Source organism: Enterococcus sp. R12 (genome assembly GCF_058135755.1).
This window is the reverse complement of record NZ_CM176874.1, coordinates 3,295,622-3,315,312: the sequence shown is the minus strand read 5'-3', so window position 1 is coordinate 3,315,312 and position 19,691 is coordinate 3,295,622. Positions and strand designations below refer to the sequence as shown.

Genomic DNA, 19,691 nt, shown 5'->3' with positions numbered 1-19,691 from the left:
TTTTGGTTTATCGTTCGGTACCTAACGATATCGATGAGTTGATTATAGTTCGGTACCGAACGAATGTCAATAAGAAGCAGCTGAGATTTTTTTCTAACAAAAAGTAAGCAGAATGATTGACTTACTAAAAGTAAGTTTGGTATGCTGAGTCCATCGTTAAAGAAACCACAACAAAAGGAGTACAAAAGAATGGTCTTTGGATTTGGGAAAAAAGAACAAATAATTGAAAAAGAAGTAATGAAAGAGGTGTATCGCACCCCTGAAAAGAAAAAAGCGCAAAAAATCGGGATCATCGTTGGCAGTACGAGAGAAGGCCGCGTGAGTCCGCAAGTAGCCAATTATGTTTTACAAACAGCACGCGCGCATAGCGACCGCTCGTTTGAAATCATTGATATCAAAGACTATGACTTGCCATTTATGGGGACAGGTGAAGTGAACCAAGCGTGGAACGAAAAAATCGCTGAGTTAGACGGCTACATCTTCATCGTACAAGAATACAATCATGGCATATCAGCTTCCTTGAAAAATGCGTTGGACAGCGCTCGAGAGGAATGGTTCAACAAAGCAGCAGCGATCGTCAGCTATGGTTCGGCAGGAGGGATTCGTGCCGCTGAGCAAGTTCGCTTGATTTTGGCGGAACAAAAAGTAGCCACGGTGCGCACCAATCCTGCCTTCAACTTATTTACTGATTTTGAAAACTTTGCCACCTTTACCCCTGGCGAGCATATGACTGCAGGAATGAACGACATGTTGACGGAATTATTGGACTGGGCAGACACATTTGCCAATCGTTAAAAAAACAAACGAAAACAATCTTAGGAGGAACCTATCATGAAATTTGGTATTATTTTAGGCAGTACAAGAGAAGGACGCGTAAGTCCGCAAGTCGGAGCATATATTCAAGAAATTGCTAATCAACGGTCAGAGCATCAGTTTGAGATCGTTGATGTAAAAGCATTTGATTTACCGTTTATGGGAACGGCTGAGCCAAACCTGGCATGGAACAAAAAAATCGCTGAGTTAGATGGCTATATCTTCATCGTGCAAGAATACAACCACGGTTTTGCAGCTTCCTTGAAAAATGCCGTAGATTCTGCTCGGGAAGAATGGTTTGATAAAGCTGCTGGGATCGTCAGCTACGGTTCTGGCGGTGGGATTCGGGCCGCTGAACAATTGCGCAACGTATTAGCTGAACAAAAAGTTGCCACCGTGCGGACCAACCCAGCCTTCAACTTATTTACTGATTTTGAAAATTTCAGTACCTTCAAACCCGGTGAGCACATGGCTGCGGGTGTCAATGATATGCTAGATGAATTGTTGTTGTGGTCAAAAGCTTTTGCAACGATCCGCTGATCTGTTTTTAAGACACAATCATTTATAAGTGATCCTTTGCTGTTTCATCCCATGGATGGAACAGCTTTTTTGGCGTCTGCCAAGCAAGGGTTCGACTGGCAAGGGTGTTTCACTGAAAGAAAGACCAAAAATCGGGTATACTAGAAGAACAGAAGCTGCGTGCAAAAGCGATCGATTTTTTCCAAAAACCTGCACGCAGCCAGTAACAGAGGAGTGAACAAGAGCATGAATCTACTTTTTGCGATTGATGATCGATTCAGTGAACAATTAAAAACAACGTTATATTCAATCAAACGTCATACGACAGCAGCATCCTTTGATGTCTATGTCTTACAAGAAAAAGAATTGAGCCATGCTGCAGAGCTGGAGGCTTTTTGTCAAAAGCTGGCGATGACCTATCATCCCATCATCATCGGTTCTGGCTCGATTTTTAAAACGGCGCCAGTCAGTGATCGCTACCCTGAGTCGATCTACTATCGATTATTGGCACAAAATTACTTGCCGCAGCAAGTGGAAAAAATCCTGTATCTGGATGCGGATATTTTGTGCATCAATGATTTGCGCCCCTTGTATGAGCTGACGTTAGGGGATTTTCTGTATGCCGCCGCCAGTCATTCTAAGCTGACAGAAGTAACAACAGTCATCAATAAAGTCCGTTTGCGCAATTATGAGTCGGAAGGCTACTATAATTCAGGCGTTTTGCTGATGAATGTGCACCAGCTGCGGCAAGAGGTCAAAGAAGCAGAGATCGCAGCGTTCATTGAGAAAAATCATTTGAACCTCTTTTTGCCAGATCAAGACATTTTGAATGGGTTGTACGGCGATCGGGTGCTGGCGATCCCCGATCAGCTCTACAACTATGACGTACGAAAAAACCGTACCTATGAAACGATCAGTTTAGGGGAATGGAGTTTGGATTGGGTCATCGAGCATACTGTTTTGTTACATTTTTGCGGCAAAGAGAAGCCATGGAAAAAAGGCTACCGCAGCCGCTACGGGGCGCTATACAAGTATGTGGAAAATGAACGACGGAAGTTTGAAGAAAAACAATCAAAGAGCGTATGATTAAAAAAGCTTTACTTGGACAAAAGACAAGTAAAGCTTTTTTTTCGATCATTTTTTGAAGGGAATTCTTGTAAAATCAAATAGACGCATCTAGTTTGTTTCCGCATCGATAAGGAAACACCTTGTGTTCAAAAAGAAAGCGCTATCTATTATGATGACAGTATCAACCCATCGCAATGCTAAGTCAGTGAGCAACTTTTTTATTCAGCGGAAAAATGGTCAGAACCACGCCATCATTTAGCAACTACTGAACATAGATAGTGAAATAGAGTGTCATCGTTAAGGAGGAAAACTATATGAAAAAAGCATTAATCATCTGTGCAGGCGGTATGTCTTCATCAGTCATTGCCAAAAAAACGACGGAATATTTTAAAGAGCGAGGAAAAGAAATTGAACTAGATGCAACGTCTGCCTCTCAAGGAGCAGCCACGATCGCCAAAGATGAATACGACTTATACTTAGTCAGCCCGCAAACCAAAATGTACTTTGCGAATCTTGAAAAAGCTGCCATCAAGTACCAACGACCCATCGTAAATATTCCGCCCCAAGCTTATGTGCCGATACCGATGGGCATTGAAAAATTAGCTGCTGTGGTGGAGCAAAATATACAATAGTCGTTCAAACAAAAAGCTTCATGAGAATAGGTTGATGAAAAAGGTTGATGAAAAATGTTGAGTAAAAAAGAGATCATCATGCTAAAAATGCTTTACCAAAATCGTAACACGTATACCAGTAGTAAACAGATCGCAAAGCAACTGGGGGTTTCAGATCGGACTGCGCGCAAGTATGTTCAAGGGTTGGGGCTTATCTTGAAGAACCATAAGCTTGGTCAGATTTGTGCCAAGCAAGGGCAGGGCTATCGGCTAAACATCACCGACCAGCGTTCCTTTGATCGTTTTTATACTGAGAAAACCAACACCAGACCAACAGCTGCCGACCTTACGACGATCAATGAAGCCAATGACCGCCAATATTTTGTGTTAAATCAATTGTTATTTGGGCAAAAGCCTGTTTTTGTTGATGACTTGGCGGCGGATCTATGTGTTTCTCGTTCAACGATTTCCAACGACATCGTTGAAATCAAGCAATTGTTAAAGCCTTATACGATCGAGTTGAAACATCGAACCAGTCAGGGGATCTACGTTGCAGGATCTGAAAATAGTCTACGGCATTTCATCATGAATTACTTTTTCATGAATCGCCTGCAAGACAATTTGTATGCCTTTTCCATGTACAAACATCTATTAGAGGGGATAGCGATCGAGGAAATCGTGATCATCGTTTTGGATACATGCCGCAAGTATTTTTTGAAACTCTCTGATTTTATGATCTATACGATCGTCCTTCATATTGGTCTAGCAATAAAACGGCTGCAGGCGGGCTTTGAGATCCAGCTGCATCCACAAGAGGCAAACTTAGCGCAGGAAGTGGAATACCAATCAGCTTTAGAGATCGTCGAGAAGATCCGCCAACAGATGGGCATCGTCTTGCCACCGGAAGAGGCTTTCTATATCGCCATTCATTTAAAAAACAAACTAGTTTCTGAAACCATTCGTGAACAGATCGATTTAGACGATAACGAGGTCAAACAACAGCTGCTAGTCGTTTTACAAAAGATCGATCAAGAAACGGGCTTTTGCTTAGCCGAAGATCCCTTATTGATAGATGGGCTGATGATGCATATCACCCCCTTATTGCAACGATTGAATAACGGTACGAGTATGGAAAATCCTTTGTTAGAGACCATCAAAAAAGATTACAGTGACTTTTTTCAGCTAACGATTCGGCATTTTTCTGATGTTCCCTTCTTTGCCCCCTACAAAGTGACTGAAGGAGAGCTCGCCTACTTGACGATCCATTTGACTGCTGCGATGGAACGCTTAGCGAATCAGCAAAAAGCACGGGTCTTAGTGATCTGTGCAACAGGAATCGGTAGTTCACAAATGTTAAAAAATCGTTTGGAACACGAACTTGGTTCAAAACTCGTGATTGAAGAGATGATCAGCTATTACGAAATCAGTGAACAAAAACTAGCAGGGATCGATTTGATCATTTCATCGATCAAAGTACCAGATGTGGTTCTAAATATCCCCATCGTCACAGTCAGTGTTTTTTTAGATAAAAAAGATATCCAAAAAATCAATCGCCAATTGAAACAGTATAAAACGAAAAAACAGTACCGTAGCGTTCTGAAACAGCGACCGAAGACCTTGTCTGACAAAGAGCGGGAACTGATTGAGACTAGCTTTCGCCCAGAACTTTTTCTTTGGCTCGCCGAAGAGACCGATAAAGAGGCTGTTTTGGACCAGCTGCTGACGAGGATCGAAAGCGTGGAAAAGCGCGCGGTGAAAGAAGCGCTAGGCAAGCAGCTTGCTTTACGAGAAGCCTATAGCTCAGTAGCCTTTTCCGATCATTTGGCGGTGGCGCACCCCATTGAACCGATCACCAATGATGCTTATGCGGCCGTTGCTATACTAAAACAAGGCATAAAATGGGATGACGAGCATGACCAGATCCAGCTGATTTTCTTACTTTCCCCTGATCGATTGGGGCAAGTAGAATTGAACAAAATCAGCCAACTGTTAGTACCGATCATTGAAGATGAGTCATTTAAAGATGCACTCATAGCTAGTGGTGATTTTGAACATTTTATGGAATGCTTTATCGGGTATCACCTAGGAACACATTTATCGCATATGTAAGGGAGAAAGAACAATGGAATCAGAAAAACTACAAGAGACAGCCTTTCAAATTATTCTTAGCAGCGGAGATGCTCGGACGATCGTTCATGAAGCATTCCAAGAGATGCGTCAAGGAACTTTTGAAGCAGCACAAGCAAAACTGGATCAAGCAAACGAAGCACTAGTAGAGGCCCACAAAGCACAGACGGGCTTATTACAAGAATACGCCAGCGGAGAAAAAATCGACATGGAGATCATCATGGTCCATGCACAAGATCATCTAATGACAACGATGACTTTGCGAGAAGTGGCGATTGAAATGCTAGCGTTATACCAGCGAGAGCGGTAGAAAGGAAGGGATCAAATGACCAATCGAGAACAGCAGAAAAAAATGGCAGAAAAAACGTTTCGGTTTCACCGCTTTTTATTTCTAAGGTATGTATTAGCAGTCTTTTTCTTTGCAAATCTTTATTGGTTCTTAGCAGCGATGGTCAGCAATGCCGTACTCTTGATCCTCCCGCTGGCACTGCTGATTTTGGCCATTTCGGCGATCGGGGAATACGTGCGTCTTTATGGCAGCTATTCAGAGCAAATAGCTGGAAAACTGCGCTGGACGCGCTTGTTTTATCTTTGTCAACTGACGATGAATCTCCTGTTAATCGCCATCTGCTGCTTCTCTCATCTGTTTTCATTCGTTTTTCCTTTTCTTGAAAATACGCCGATCAATCGAGGCATTCTTACACTCTGGCTTAGTGTGGGGCTAATGTTAGCTGCGTTATGTTTGCAGCGTGTCAATAAGATCCGTCGCAAAAAAGATACGTATTATGGATATATTAAAGAATACCAAAAACTCATTGAAGGGAAGTAGTTACATTATGGAACAATCAAATAGCAAGTTGTTCAGTCTCTTAGAAACGGCCGTCATGGGACCGTTAGGAAAAGTGGCACAGTTCAAAATCGTACGTGCCATCATGGCTGCTGGGATGGCTTCGATTCCTTTTACGATCGTTGGCTCGATGTTTTTAGTTATCAATGTATTGCCGCAGACCTTTACCTTTTTAGAAGATTTCTTCAATAATACTTTTTTCAGAGTCAGTGATTTGTATATGCTGGCAAACAGCACGACAATGGGACTTTTGGCATTATATTTTTGTATCGTTCTCGGCTATGAATACACCAAGATCTATGCGGAAGAAGAAGAGTTGGATCTTGCGCCTATGAGTGGGGCGTTACTATCGATGTTTGCCTTTTTCATGTCGATCCCACAATTGATGATCGTGGATGGCAGCATGTCACGAATCACCGATCAAGAAAATGCCATCATCAATGGCTGGGCGATCGGTGGCGACGGGGTGGAGCGTTTAGGAACGACCGGGATATTTACCGGTATTATCATGGCGGTGTTGGCTGTTCAGTTGTACCGCTTGTGTGTAACAAAAAAATGGGTCATTAAAATGCCCGAAGAAGTACCATTGGGAGTCGCCCGTGCCTTTACAGCATTGATCCCTGCCTTTGTCGTCGCATTCACGGTCCTTATTATCAATGGGGCTTTGGTTGCAGCGGGAACGGATATTTTCCAAATCATTGCCGTGCCTTTTGGGTTTGTGACGAACTTGACTAATAGTTGGTTAGGGTTGATGGTGATTTACTTTTTAGTCAGTGCATTATGGTTAGTAGGAATCCATGGCGCAAATATCATTTTCTCTGTATTGACGCCAATCACCTTAGGTAATTTGACAGCCAATGCTGAGGGCGCCAATTTTGCATTAGCTGGTGAGTTTAACAATGCGTATGTGACCGTCGGAGGTTCAGGAGCAACGCTAGGTCTCGCTTTATTCTTGGTTTATCTGGCAAAATCAAAACAATTGAGAGTGTTAGGAAAAGCTTCGATCATTCCAGCCTTATTCAATATTAACGAGCCGTTGATTTTCGGGATTCCTTTGATTTATAATCCTTTCTTAGCGATTCCCTTTTTCTTAGCACCGATGGCATCCGCATCGATTGCCTATTTTGCGATCGAATTGGAGATCATTCGACCGATGATCGCCCAAATGCCATGGCCTTCTCCAATCGGTATCGGCGCATTCATTGGAAGTGGAGGCGATTGGAAAGCCGCAGTTTGTGCGTTCTTATGTGCAGGGGTTGCCTTTTTGATCTACTTCCCATTCGCTCGTTCTTATGATGCAGGCCTAGTCAAGCAAGAAGCCCAAGAAGGGGAGCAAGCAGCATAAATTGAAAGGAACAAGAAAGAAACGTCCACACGGGCGTTTCTTTTTTTAAGCGTTCTATTCTGCTTTTTTTCGATTCGATGGTACGATTAAATGAGAGAGTCATGAAAAAAAGAAGGAGTGGAGAACATGAAATTTTTGATTTGGCTGGTCTGTGTGATCGGCATCGAAGCAACAGGAATCATCTCGAGTTTGTTTGCAGGAGACATCGCTGGAACGTATGCGCAAATGGAAAAACCCTTTTTAGCCCCTCCTGGTGGGATCATTGGGATCGTTTGGACGATTTTGTATGCCTTTATGGGAACAGCGTTGTATCTGTTGATCGTAGCCAAAGTCAATCCAGCGCTTAAAAAGAATGCCTATATCTTCTTTGCGATCCAGCAAGTACTAAACTTCTTGTGGAGTATCGTTTTCTTTGGCTGGAATGCTTACTGGGCAGGAACGGTCATTATTGTCTTGTTAGTCCTATCAGTGATTATTTGTATGATCCTCTTTGCTCGCATCGACAAAAAAGCAATGTACTTGTTTATTCCTTATTTGATTTGGTGTCTGTACGCAGGCTACTTAACGATTGGCTTAACTTTATTGAATGCCTGATAGAAAAACCCTCTTCCAAGCGTCGTGTTGGAAGAGGGTTTTTTCTTTTAGATATAGTCTTCAGTCAATTCCATAAAGCTGTCAACATCTTTTAGGACCATATCGATCCCTGCTTGCCAGAAGTCTGGTTTTGTTAAATCAACACCAAGGTGTTTTTGCGCCAGTTCTTCCGTCGTCATTGAAGCAGTATCTTGCAATAAAGCAATGTACTCTTCTTCAAAGCTAGACCCTTTTTCATTGGCATACGCATAGATCCCCATGCTAAAGAGGTAACCAAAGGTGTAAGGGAAGTTGTAAAACGGCACATCATCAATAAAGAAGTGCAATTTGGCTGCCCAGAAATGTGGATGATAAGTTGCTAACCCATCCGCATAGCTTTCTTTTTGCGCCGCTGTCATCATTTCCGTGATTTGCTCCGCTGAAACTAAGCCGTTTTGACGGGCTTGGTAGAAGCTGTTTTCAAAAATAAAGCGTGCATGGATGTTCATGAACATCGCGATCGCATTTTGCATTTTGGCATCCAATAGATTGATTTTTTCTTCCTTCGTTGTCGCTTCTTTGAGGGTTGCATCAGCAACGATCAATTCAGCAAAGGTACTTGCTGTTTCGGCAACGTTCATGGCATAGTTGCGGTTTAATTCTGGTAGCTCCCAAAGAACGCTGCTGTGAAACGCGTGACCTAACTCATGGGCAAGCGTCGCTACTTCGTTGACTGAATTGCTGTAGGTCATGAAAATACGTGACTCTTTGGTTTCTGGCAAGCTGGTGCAATAGCCGCCAGGACGTTTGCCAGGACGATCTTCTGCTTCGATCCAGCTTTTTTCAAAAGCAACTTGGGCAAAGTCAGCCATTTTCGGACTGAACTTACGGAAGTTGGTCAAAATAAAGTCAGCTGCTTCATCAAAGGTGTAGGTTCTTTCTTCCATGTCCCCAAGGATGATCGGCGCATCTTGATCTTGCCATTCCATTTTTTCTTTGCCGAAAAGCTGGGCTTTGCGGGTCAAGAAATCAACGATCGGCTGTTTGTTCTTTTGGATCGTGCCCCACATAGCATCCAATGTCGCTTTTTGCAGACGATTGTATTCTAATGGTTCTTTCAAGTAATCAGTGACACCGTGAAGCTTGAAGGTAGAAAGGCGGAAGCCGTCTAAATGGTTCAAGGTATCTGCAAAGAGGTCTTCTTTTTCTGCCCAAGTCTTTTCCCAAGTGTCAAATAAACGTGCACGAACTTCTGGATCTGGATCACCCATCATTTTATTGAAGGCTTGACCAGCGGACAAGTTGATCGTCGTGCCGTCTTCTTGAAGGAAAGGAATTTCGATCGAGGCAACGATCGTATCGTAATGTTGGCTCCAAGCATTTAAGCCATCTAAATTTAACGTGTTGATGATGGTTTCTTCTGCTTCAGATAACAATTCTTTGCCGTCGCGACGAATCTCGCTTAGACGAAAAGCGATTGGTGCTAAGTTTTCCGCTGTAAGTAACGCAGTCCAATCATCCTCAGAAATTTCTGTCAATTTTTTCGAGAAAACGGTTTGTGCTGCTTGCAATGCTGGCAGTTTTGCGTAGAGGTCGCCTGTCAGGATTTTGGCTTTGCTGTCGTTGACATTCGCTGAAAGCAAGGCATTGATAAAGCTGCCACATTGTGAAAATCCCTGATTGATTGTGCCAGAAAGTTCGATTAATTCCTCTAATTTTGTCGCATTGTCTGTAGCGTTTGGTGCCCAAGCGTCAACTTTTTCACGGTAAGTTTTGATTTCTTCTTCCAGCTGGCTCATGCGTTCTTTTAATTGAACAGAATCACTGCCTCCTGGAAAAATTGTTTCTAGATCCCAATTGATTGAATAGGTCATTCCTATCAAACCCCTTTCTTTTCCTACGATCTTATTAAGTATAGCATAGCCACATTTAGTCGCAACCATCGGATTTTTTTAATCGAAAAAGGAAAGCTGTCGGTTGAAAAAGTTCTTGTCTTTCGCAAGCTTTGCCTGCATTGGTCGGGGACGTCAAAATCAAAGAAAAGAACAAAATCGATCATTTTTTCATTCTCATCAAATTCTTATTTAAAAATTGCTGAATAAATATTACATATAAAAAAATAACAACGAGTAAAAAAACGCTCGCAAGAAGATATTCACTCTTTATTGCATAATGACAAATGCTTTGCATAATGAAGGAGAAATACGTCGCTTGGTAAGCGCATACATTCTTGTACTATGTAGGCGTAATCAAAACAAAGGAGGATGTAAAGAAATGTCAAATGCTATTCATGTTTTTTCAGAAATCGGCCGCTTGAAGCAAGTCATGCTCCATCGCCCTGGTCGAGAATTAGAAAATCTCGTGCCCGATCATTTAAATCGCTTGTTATTTGATGATATTCCCTTTTTGGAACAAGCAAGGGCTGAACATGATCAATTTGCCGATGTATTGCGTAATAATAATGTGGAGGTGTTGTATTTAGAAGATTTAGCAGCAGAAGCGTTAACTAGTCAAGAAATCAAAGAGCAGTTTATCAAGGAATATTTAGAAGAAACAACGTTACAAAGCCCAGAAATCATTGCTGAAATTACCGATTATTTCTTATCTTTTGAAGATAACCGTCAATTCATCGATAAAACGATGGCAGGTCTAGCGAAAAATGAATTGAAATTGCCCCATAGTCAAAGCCTAGCTGGTGCTGTGGATGACCAGTATCCGTTTTTGATCGATCCAATGCCGAATTTGTATTTCACTCGCGATCCGTTTGCGACGATCGGTAACGGGGTTTCCTTGAATCGCATGTATTCAGAAACAAGACGTCGTGAAACGTTGTATGGCAAATACATTTTTGCTCATCATCCAATGTTCCAACAACAGCCACCGCACTTGCTTTATGACCGTGATCAGCCAACACGAATTGAAGGTGGCGATGAATTGGTTCTGTCAAAACGAGTGTTAGCGATCGGGATCTCCCAACGAACAGATGCCACTTCCATTGAACAGTTGGCTCGTAATGTGTTCCAACATGAACCAAGTTTTGAGTACGTCTTAGCTTTTGATATTGGTCAAGAACGCAAATTCATGCATTTAGATACGGTATTTACAATGGTTGATTATGACAAATTTACGATCCATCCAGAAATTGAAGGCGAACTGACCGTTTATTCAATCTCACGTGACGGGGATGGCGTAACCATCAAAGAAGAAAAAGATACGTTAGAAAACATTTTGTGCCGCTACTTAGAATTAGATGCAGTGGAATTGATTCGCTGTGGGGGGAACGATTTGGTCGCTGCAGCTCGGGAACAATGGAATGACGGTTCCAATACCTTGACGATCGCACCTGGTGAAGTCGTGGTCTATGACCGTAACACGATCACCAATCAAAAGTTAACTGAAGCCGGCATCAAATTGCATAAAATCTCCGGCAGTGAATTGGTTCGCGGCCGTGGCGGCCCTCGCTGCATGAGCATGCCATTTATCAGAGAAGATATTTAATCTAGAGGAGGAATTACTAATGAAACAAGTATTTAAAGGAAGAAGCTTCTTAGCAGAAAAAGATTTTACGAAAGCCGAGTTAGAATACCTTATTGATTTTTCCATCTATTTGAAACAGTTGAAAAAGCAAAATATTTCTCATCGCTATTTGGAAGGCAAGAACATCGCCCTCTTATTTGAAAAAACGTCGACTCGGACACGGGCGGCATTTACGACGGCTGCCATCGATCTTGGTGCCCATCCAGAATTTTTAGGTGCGAATGATATCCAGCTAGGCAAAAAAGAATCCGTTGAAGATACCGCCAGAGTTTTAGGCAGTATGTTTGATGGCATTGAGTTCCGCGGGTTCAGCCAACAAGTCGTTGAAGATTTAGCCAAATTCTCTGGCGTTCCTGTTTGGAATGGCTTGACCGATGAATGGCATCCAACCCAAATGATCGCTGACTTCATGACGATCAAAGAAAACTTCGGTACATTAGAAAACATTACGTTAGTCTATGTGGGCGATGGCCGAAACAATATGGCGAATAGTTTGTTAGTGACGGGGGCGATTTTAGGTGTCAATGTTCGCATCTGTGCACCAAAAGAACTTTTCCCAGCTGAAGAAGTGACAGACTATGCCAACAAATTTGCCAAAGAATCTGGCAGTCAGCTGATGGTAACAGACGATATTCAAAAAGGCGTCAAAGATGCCGATGTTCTGTATACCGATGTTTGGGTTTCAATGGGGGAAGAAGACCAGTTTGAAGAACGGGTGAAGCTGTTGAAAGATTACCAAATCAACCGCGAAATGGTAATGGCGACTGGAAAACAAGACGATGGCTTGATCGTGCTTCACTGCTTGCCAGCGTTCCATGATACGAATACGACGTATGGAAAAATGATCGAAGAAAAATTCGGCATTTCTGAAATGGAGATCACAGACGACATTTTCCGCAGTCAATGGGGCCGTCAATTTGAAGAGGCTGAAAACCGAATGCACTCGATCAAAGCAATCATGGCAGTAACCTTAGGCGATCTCTTTATTCCTAGAGTGTAAGAAGGAGCAGTGAGCAGATGAGTGAAAAGAAACCAACGATCGTTGTCGCCCTTGGCGGCAACGCTATCCTAGCAGATGATGCCAGTGCCAAAGGGCAAAAAGAACGGCTTAAACAGACCGTCGAGTATTTAATTCCCCTGATCCAAAAAGACGTTCATTTGATCATTACCCATGGGAATGGGCCTCAAGTGGGAAATTTGGTTTTGCAGCAACAAGCCAGTGATTCTAGCAAAAACCCAGCGATGCCTTTAGATACCTGTGTGGCAATGACGCAAGGCAGTATTGGCTATTGGTTACAAAATGAGCTGAGAATCCAGTTGAAAGAAGCCCAAATGGCTAAGCCGGTAGTGACAGTGGTGACGGAAATTACAGTCGATGCCCAAGATCCAGCATTTGCCCATCCGACCAAACCGATCGGTCCTTTCTTAACGGAAACAGCTGCCAAAAAAGCCATGGCGGCAACAGATGCCATCTATCGTGAAGATGCTGGTCGTGGTTGGCGGAAAGTCGTTGCCAGTCCAGCGCCACAAGCGATTCAAGAAGTTGCCAGCATCAAGGCGCTGATTGAACAAAACACGATCGTTATTTGCGCAGGCGGCGGGGGCATTCCCGTGTTAGATAATGGGCTGGGGGTTGAAGCCGTGATCGATAAAGATTTTGCTTCTGAAAAATTGGCTCGTTTAGTCGATGCGGATCAGCTGATCATTTTGACGGGCGTGGAAAAAATCGCTTTGAACTTTGGCAAGGAAAATGAGCAGTGGTTGGATCATGTGACCGCCGCTGAATTGGAAACCTATGTCGATGAAGGACATTTTTCACCGGGAAGCATGTTACCGAAAGTACAAGCAGCTTTGAATTTTGTCAAAATGGGCACGGAAAAACGGGCAGTGATTACTTCCTTAGATAAGCTGGCAGAAATTGAAGACGCTGGTACACAGATCACCTGGAAATAAGCGAAGTAGCAAAGCAAGTCCAAAACATTGGAGTGAGAGAAATGATCGACTACCAAATAAAAGATCCATCAACAAGAGCGAATAGCTTTCAATGGCTGGAAGAAGAAAATCAACAGCGATTGAAGGAGCATATATACTGCCGTACGTACAAAAAAGGCCAAGTGCTTTTTTATGAAGGCGACGTAAGAGATCGGATATTCCATGTGATCGAAGGTCTCGTACGGATCGAAAAAACCGACGGAACTGATTCCTATTGTTATGTAGATTTTGTTGGGCCTGATCAGTTATTTCCTTTGATTGGCTTGTTTGAAAGAGACAACTATGATGTATCGGCATTCGCTGCAACAGACATTGTCGTGCAGTTTGCAGCGATGTCGCTGTTTGAACCGCTGGTTGTTTCATCTACAAGTCAGTTGCTGTGGCTGAATCAGCAAATGAGCCAGCAGTTGGAGAAGCAAAGACGCCGAGTGGAGTACTGTGTCACCTCTAGCGCGCAGACAAGAGTCATCAATACGATTGGTCTCTTGATGATCGAGCACGGACAGTCACAAGGAGAGCAGATTCGCATTCCTTTTCCAGTTTTTATCAATGATATTGCTAAATACAGTGGAACGACGCGCGAGACGGTCAGTCAAACCATCAAGGCGCTCGTGCATAAAAGAAAGATTTATTATCGTTACAAAGAACTCATTATTTATGACAAAGATTATTTTTCCCATGTTGCGAATTGACCACAGACAGACTAGCTGTTGGCAATTTGCTCCTAAGATTGATTCAATAGAGGAGGAACGAAGATGAAAAAAAAGCAAAAAGAAAAAAAGTCGCTGACATCGTTCAGTATCTTATTTCTGATCATTATTGCGTTGACGGTCGCTTCTTGGCTACTAGCCGGTCAGCCCTTTGCACCTTCATTACCAGCAGGGCAAGAAGAGATGGTCAGCCAAGTCGTCGGTGCCAAGTTTTCTGATTTCTTTATGGCGCCTTTTAACGGATTTCGTGATGCGATCGAGATCTGTGTGTTTATTCTCTGTTTGGGTGGTTTTTTGAATATCGTCACGCGAACAGGCGCTTTGGAAGCCGGTATTCAGCATTTGGTCAAAAAACTCAAAGGCAATGAGTTGATTTTGATTCCGATTTTAATGATCTTGTTTTCGATCGGCGGCTCCACTTATGGAATGGCGGAAGAAACGATTCCTTTTTATTCCTTATTAGCAATAACGATGGTGGCATCAGGTTTTGATACGATCGTCGCAGCAGGAACCGTTATGCTGGGGGCTGGTGCCGGCGTGATTGGCTCCACCGTCAACCCCTTTGCGACCGGCGTTGCGATGGATGCCTTGCGAAGCATCGATATTGCCCCAAACAATGGAACGATCTTAGTAGTCGGGGCATTGCTTTGGTTAGTCACGACCGCATACTGTATCTTTGTGGTGATGTCTTATGCAAAAAAAGTCAAAGCCGACAAAGGCTCCACGATCTTATCGCTGCAAGAGCAAAAAGAAATGGAAGAACATTTTGTCAAAGACACGAACGAAGCCTTGGTGTTTACGCAAAAACATCGCCTGATTTTGACGATTTTTGGCTTATCCTTTGTGATCATGGTGGTTTCCTTGATTCCTTGGGGCGACTTTGATATCCATGTGTTTGACGGTTGGACCGCCTTTTTGACCGGCAATAGCTTCGGTGAATGGTATTTTGGTGATTTGGCCATGTGGTTCTTCTACATCAGTATCATCATTGCGTTGATTCAAGGATTCTCAGAAAAAGAAATCGTGACCAACTTTATCGATGGGGTCAAAGACATTTTATCCGTTGTCTTGATCATCGTTGTGGCACGGGGGGCTTCCTACATTATGCAAACGACGTACTTGGATCTGTTTATTTTGGATCGGGCTTCCCATCTTTTAGAAGGGTTATCACCTGTCCTGTTCGTAATTGGCGCCTATATTTTGTATCTGCTCTTATCGTTCTTGATTCCATCGACTTCAGGACTGGCATATGTATCGATCCCTATCATGGGTGCCTTGGCGCAAAGCATCGGACTCAATCCGAACGTCATGGTCATGATCTTTACTGCTGGTTGCGGATTAGTGAATTTGATCACACCAACTTCTGGCGTCGTGATGGGCGGATTGGAGCTGGCGCGGGTCAACTATTCTACTTGGACTCGCTTTATGCGCAAACCGTTACTGGTTATCGGAATTTCCAATCTTGCCATTTTAATCTTCTCGATGTTGTTCTTGTAAGCTGGGTCTCAAGAAGTGAACGAGACGGATCAACTATTTCAGTAAGCGAGGCGACTTGAGAGGAGCGGATCAAGTAAATGAAAAAAAAAGAGCGACAAGCAATTATCAAAAAACTTTTTGTCCTACATCGGATTGAGTCTCAAGAAGAATTGATGAATTTATTAAAAAAAGAAAATGTTTCAGCTACCCAAGCCACGATTTCTAGAGACATGCGGGAAATGAACATCGCTAAAACGTATGCCAAAAATGGGCGACCGTATTATTCAATTTTTGAATCCAAAGAGCAGGATCTAGAAGACAGAATTGCGTTTTCGATGTATGAGTATCTAAAAAAGATTACGCAGATTGACTTTTTAGTTGTCGTTCATACGGCTGAAAATGGCGCCGATGTGATCGCCAATTATCTTGATGAAATGGAGCTGCCAGAAATTGTCGGCACGATTGCAGGGTTTGATATTTTATTGATCATCACGCCGTCACAAGAAGCGGCAGCAGAGGTCGTCGAGCGGTTGAATCATTATGTAGAAGGCTACGAGATGGGTTCGTCATTATTTACTGGAGAAAAAAACGCAAAACAGCCCTGAGAATCGTTGAGGAAGCTGAACGTCACAAGCCCAAAGATCTCACAACCAAACGGGTGACGGCTTTTCATACCGATGGCTATTTTTAAAAAGAAAGAGTGCTTCTAAACTTGACGGAAGCACTCTTTTTGTGTGTGCAATGTCTCCACGGTTTGCTGGAAAAACAGTTGCATCACCAAATGAAAATGGTAAGATAGGAAAATGAGGAGTGAAAACTATGAAAAAATTACTGAAAGAACCGAACTTTTACTTTTGTATCGCAATTGCGGTAATGGTCATCCTCTTTATCAGCTCTTCACAAACCTATGAGCAGCAATCTCAAATCGGGTTGCTTTCACGTATCTTAAAAAACGAACCATTGAAAGATTGGTTGGAGACGATCTCTTTTTCCTATGCTGGGTCGGAGATCAGTATTGCGGAAAAAGGCTATTTCTCATTTGTGGAATTTTTCATTCGCAAAGGTGCGCATTTCTTCACTTATTTTGTCTTAGGGGGCAGTTTGTTCTTCGTTCTCGTTTATCGCCGTACGCCCTATTGGCTAGCCGCTTTTTTTGCTTGGTTGGCAGCCACCGGCTACGCTGGGATCGATGAATACCATCAAATGCTGACGGGAGGACGGACGCCGCTTTTTCAAGATGTCATGCTGGATTCAGCTGGAGCACTGACCGCCGTTCTTTTGGGGTGGTTGATTTGTCAGCTATCGAAAAAGTCACCTAAACGCCGCAAAACATAACGAGTTGTCGGCGTTTTTTAAGCAGTAAGCTGTCAGAAAGTATAAAAACAAGAGGCGAAACCAATGGAAAAAAGTTTGAGCAGTGTCAAAAGCAAATCGGAGTTTGTCGTGCATGAAAGTTTACCGGTGGGGATTCTTCTTGCTATGGCGGGCGGTTTTTTAGATGCGTATACCTACTTGTTTCACGGGGAAGTGTTTGCAAGTATGCAGTCGGGGAATGTCATTTTGTTAGGGATCAATCTTTCAACGGGGCAGTTTGAACAAGCCTTTCGATATCTGCCACCAATCTTCATGTTTTTAGTGGGGATCGTAGTGACGAATTATCTGCAGCATCATTTTCCGACAGGGGGCTGGATCGTTTGGCAAAATGCCGCATTGATCTTTGAAGCAATCGGTATTTTGGTTCTGGGCTTTTTTGCTCGATCATTACCCAATGTCATGATCGATTCGGGGTTATCTTTTTTTGCAGCGATTCAATATGCCGCCTATCGTCGATTGGCAGGGATGCCCTATGCCACCACGATGACCACCGGCAACTTACGTTCACTGGCTGATTATGTGTACATGCGCTGGTTTAAAAAGGACCGATCAGTGACGCCCAAGATTATTTCTATTTCCTTGATCATCGGCGGCTTCTTTTTTGGTGCAGTCTTAAGCAGCTTGCTAGGGATTTTCTTATTCCACCGCACCATCTGGGTGGTTTCAGGGATTTTAGCCTTGGTGTTGGGGATCACGATCCATCATCAAAATAAACAATAGAAAAAAGACATTCGCTGGAATGTCTTTTTTGTCTTACTTTTTGGTGCTTGTGCGTGAATCTTTGAGATACAGTGCCGTTTCTACGAGTAGCGCTGCTAGAAGATAGCTGCCAAAAACGGCTACTTGGTAAAAAGCCTCTGCGATCAGCTCGTTGCGCTGCAATAAAACGACCCCGCCTAGAAAGAGCATCGCTAACAAGGAGAACCACTGCTGGGCAAAACGCCAATTGCTGACACTGGCTGTACTGCGCTTGGTGCGAAAGCCGAATACATAATTGGGTTCTTCTCGGTAAAAGCACCAGAAGACGATGAAAAAAATACCCGTAAAAATCAACAACAAAAGTCCAATATCGATCGAGATCACTACCTTTCACGTGCGATTTGTTGGATAAGTAAGTGAAGCCGCTAAAGAGGAGTACATACTTATTGTATCCGCTATGAACGCTTCTATGAAGGGGAACAATCGAAAAATACGTGCTTCTAGCAAAAAAACGGATGGCGATTTGCAGCGCCATCCGTTTTTTTATCCCCGTTGAAAAGGGCCTTTTGGTGCAATCAATTCAAGATTGGTGCCGTCTGGATCTGTAAAGTAGGCGACGCCTGTCCCAAAGCCGCTTTTCAAGCCGTCTTGTGCTTCAAAAACGATGGGGTGCCGTCAGGTTCAACGCCAATGGCTTTTAGACGTGCAACGGCTTCATCGATAGCTTCGACTTCAAAACAAAGATGCATCGCGCTGATTTGCTCATTGGAATAGCTGGCTTTGTTGGATTTTGGTTCGACGTATTCTAAAAGATCGATGTTGAGATTGTCTAAATGAAGATTGGCATATTTGATCAGTGTATCTGCTAATCCTTGCGTTTGCGCCATGCGTTTGCCGCCAATCGTATCTTGATTGGCGATTTTCTTTCCCGTTAATGCTTCATAAAATTGGATGGAATGTTCGAGATTGCTGACGGTGATTCCCACATGGTTAACCATTGAAAAGCCTGTGTTTGTGTTTGTCATTATACTTCCTCCTAAGGTTTTGTTTAGTATATCGTTTGGTTAATGAAAATCGAATGTGTCTGGATCTGGACCCACTCGTAAGTCTTCATTTAATGCGTTCAAGCGGGCCATGTCAGCTTCTGATAAATAGAAATCAAAAATCGCTGCATTGGCGATCATTCGCTCGGGGTGTGTCGATTTGACATTGACTAAGATCCCTTGTTGAATAGCCCAGCGTAAAAGCACTTGTGCCGCTGATTTTTGCTGTGCATCGGCGATCGCCAAGACGGTGTCATCTTTCAGCAGTTTGCCTTGCATCAATGGCGACCAAGCTTGGATCGCAATTGCTTTTTCGCCACAAAAAGCCCGCAGATCTTGCTGCGTCAGTTTGGGATGCAGCTCGATCTGATTGATAACAGGAACGACCTTAGCAATGGCCAATAATTGCTCCAGATGATGGATCTGGAAGTTGCTGACCCCGATCGCTTTGATTTTTCCTGCCGCATAGAGGTCTTCCAAAGCACGCCAGGACTCTTGAAATGCTTGATTTCCTGGCCAATGGATCAAGTACAAGTCGAGATACTCGAGGTTTAAGCGGGCCAGACTTTCATTGAAGGCGTGGATCGTTTCATCATAAGTTAAATGATCGTTCCAAAGTTTGGAAGTGACAAAGAGTTCTTCACGAGCCAACCCCGTTTCTTGTAAGCCTTGTTTGATTCCTGCCCCTGTTCCTGTTTCATTGCCGTAAATCGCTGCTGTATCAATCAAGCGATAGCCATTGATAATCGCTTGCTTCACGACCTCTGCTGTGTCAGCTTCAGGGATTTGAAAGACACCTAACCCCAACCCGGGGATTTCACTGCCGTTGTTCAGGGTGACGGTATCTGATAATTTTTCGATCATAAAAACATCTCCTTTATTTTTTTCTGGTATCATCATATAATGAGGTGGTAATACTGTATAGTACGTACTTTTTTGTTTGATACCCACCTTTTG

General features: G+C 43.2%; 20 protein-coding genes and 1 pseudogene. 17 read left to right on the top strand and 4 right to left on the bottom strand.

Translation table 11 applies throughout. From position 1 onward, the window contains the following. Window positions 1-189: 189 nt before the first annotated feature. The 9 genes from ACTW1R_RS15455 (at window position 190) to ACTW1R_RS15415 (ending at window position 7,924) form a co-directional block, all read left to right on the top strand. Window positions 190-795, top strand: coding sequence for an NADPH-dependent FMN reductase (locus ACTW1R_RS15455; RefSeq protein WP_034858676.1), 606 nt, complete (start codon window positions 190-192; stop codon window positions 793-795). 36 nt (window positions 796-831) lie between these two features. Then, window positions 832-1,353: an NADPH-dependent FMN reductase gene (locus ACTW1R_RS15450; protein WP_016608466.1), complete on the top strand. Its 522-nt coding sequence runs from the start codon at window positions 832-834 to the stop codon at window positions 1,351-1,353. Between the two features lie 225 nt (window positions 1,354-1,578). After that, complete coding sequence (locus ACTW1R_RS15445; protein ID WP_016608464.1) at window positions 1,579-2,418, top strand: glycosyltransferase family 8 protein; 840 nt, start codon at window positions 1,579-1,581, stop codon at window positions 2,416-2,418. A 296-nt stretch (window positions 2,419-2,714) separates the two neighbouring features. After that, on the top strand, window positions 2,715-3,032 hold the full coding sequence (locus tag ACTW1R_RS15440; protein ID WP_015510515.1) for a PTS cellobiose transporter subunit IIB: 318 nt from the start codon (window positions 2,715-2,717) through the stop codon (window positions 3,030-3,032). Window positions 3,033-3,086: 54 nt separating this feature from the next. Continuing rightward, window positions 3,087-5,120: a BglG family transcription antiterminator gene (locus ACTW1R_RS15435; protein WP_015510514.1), complete on the top strand. Its 2,034-nt coding sequence runs from the start codon at window positions 3,087-3,089 to the stop codon at window positions 5,118-5,120. A gap of 13 nt (window positions 5,121-5,133) precedes the next feature. Then, entirely contained in the window at window positions 5,134-5,448 is a 315-nt protein-coding gene (locus ACTW1R_RS15430; protein ID WP_016620318.1) for a PTS cellobiose transporter subunit IIA, read from the top strand. A gap of 15 nt (window positions 5,449-5,463) precedes the next feature. Beyond that, window positions 5,464-5,967, top strand: a complete 504-nt coding sequence (locus ACTW1R_RS15425; RefSeq protein ID WP_015510512.1) for a hypothetical protein — start codon at window positions 5,464-5,466, stop codon at window positions 5,965-5,967. 7 nt (window positions 5,968-5,974) lie between these two features. Then, window positions 5,975-7,330 (top strand): PTS cellobiose transporter subunit IIC, encoded by a 1,356-nt coding sequence (gene celB, locus ACTW1R_RS15420; RefSeq protein WP_015510511.1) that lies wholly within the window; start codon window positions 5,975-5,977, stop codon window positions 7,328-7,330. Between the two features lie 126 nt (window positions 7,331-7,456). Next, the gene (locus ACTW1R_RS15415) at window positions 7,457-7,924 is read left to right on the top strand and encodes a TspO/MBR family protein (protein ID WP_010748985.1); all 468 of its coding nucleotides are present in this window, start codon (window positions 7,457-7,459) and stop codon (window positions 7,922-7,924) included. A 47-nt stretch (window positions 7,925-7,971) separates the two neighbouring features. On the opposite strand, the gene ACTW1R_RS15410 is transcribed toward ACTW1R_RS15415, so the two are convergent. Next, a complete protein-coding gene (locus ACTW1R_RS15410) occupies window positions 7,972-9,777 on the bottom strand; it encodes a M3 family oligoendopeptidase (protein WP_144809507.1) in 1,806 nt (601 codons plus the stop codon). A 400-nt stretch (window positions 9,778-10,177) separates the two neighbouring features. Between ACTW1R_RS15410 and arcA the strand changes: the two genes are divergently transcribed. The 8 genes from arcA (at window position 10,178) to ACTW1R_RS15370 (ending at window position 17,712) form a co-directional block, all read left to right on the top strand. Next, the gene (arcA, locus tag ACTW1R_RS15405) at window positions 10,178-11,401 is read left to right on the top strand and encodes an arginine deiminase (RefSeq protein WP_010748983.1); all 1,224 of its coding nucleotides are present in this window, start codon (window positions 10,178-10,180) and stop codon (window positions 11,399-11,401) included. Between the two features lie 19 nt (window positions 11,402-11,420). Continuing rightward, window positions 11,421-12,440 (top strand): ornithine carbamoyltransferase, encoded by a 1,020-nt coding sequence (gene argF, locus ACTW1R_RS15400; RefSeq protein WP_016608459.1) that lies wholly within the window; start codon window positions 11,421-11,423, stop codon window positions 12,438-12,440. A 17-nt stretch (window positions 12,441-12,457) separates the two neighbouring features. Further along, window positions 12,458-13,393 (top strand): carbamate kinase, encoded by a 936-nt coding sequence (gene arcC / locus ACTW1R_RS15395; RefSeq protein WP_270290755.1) that lies wholly within the window; start codon window positions 12,458-12,460, stop codon window positions 13,391-13,393. A gap of 41 nt (window positions 13,394-13,434) precedes the next feature. Then, window positions 13,435-14,124, top strand: a complete 690-nt coding sequence (locus ACTW1R_RS15390) for a Crp/Fnr family transcriptional regulator (protein WP_270290756.1) — start codon at window positions 13,435-13,437, stop codon at window positions 14,122-14,124. A 63-nt stretch (window positions 14,125-14,187) separates the two neighbouring features. Next, entirely contained in the window at window positions 14,188-15,639 is a 1,452-nt protein-coding gene (locus tag ACTW1R_RS15385; RefSeq protein ID WP_008380167.1) for a YfcC family protein, read from the top strand. 77 nt (window positions 15,640-15,716) lie between these two features. Then, window positions 15,717-16,223 (top strand): arginine repressor, encoded by a 507-nt coding sequence (locus tag ACTW1R_RS15380; RefSeq protein ID WP_005230706.1) that lies wholly within the window; start codon window positions 15,717-15,719, stop codon window positions 16,221-16,223. A 214-nt stretch (window positions 16,224-16,437) separates the two neighbouring features. After that, window positions 16,438-16,953 carry a VanZ family protein gene (locus ACTW1R_RS15375; protein WP_015510509.1) on the top strand — a complete coding sequence of 172 codons (516 nt, stop codon included), beginning with the start codon at window positions 16,438-16,440 and terminating at the stop codon, window positions 16,951-16,953. A gap of 63 nt (window positions 16,954-17,016) precedes the next feature. Next, window positions 17,017-17,712 (top strand): YoaK family protein, encoded by a 696-nt coding sequence (locus tag ACTW1R_RS15370; protein WP_074536488.1) that lies wholly within the window; start codon window positions 17,017-17,019, stop codon window positions 17,710-17,712. 33 nt (window positions 17,713-17,745) lie between these two features. Here the strand turns inward: ACTW1R_RS15370 and ACTW1R_RS15365 are convergent, their stop codons facing one another. The 3 genes and pseudogenes from ACTW1R_RS15365 to ACTW1R_RS15355 form a co-directional block, all read right to left on the bottom strand. After that, a complete protein-coding gene (locus ACTW1R_RS15365) occupies window positions 17,746-18,075 on the bottom strand; it encodes an SdpI family protein (RefSeq protein WP_016608455.1) in 330 nt (109 codons plus the stop codon). A gap of 159 nt (window positions 18,076-18,234) precedes the next feature. Further along, window positions 18,235-18,716, bottom strand: a pseudogene (locus tag ACTW1R_RS15360) (VOC family protein). Window positions 18,717-18,755: 39 nt separating this feature from the next. Then, window positions 18,756-19,634 carry an aldo/keto reductase gene (locus ACTW1R_RS15355; RefSeq protein ID WP_375826770.1) on the bottom strand — a complete coding sequence of 293 codons (879 nt, stop codon included), beginning with the start codon at window positions 19,632-19,634 and terminating at the stop codon, window positions 18,756-18,758. Between the last annotated feature and the right edge of the window lie 57 nt (window positions 19,635-19,691).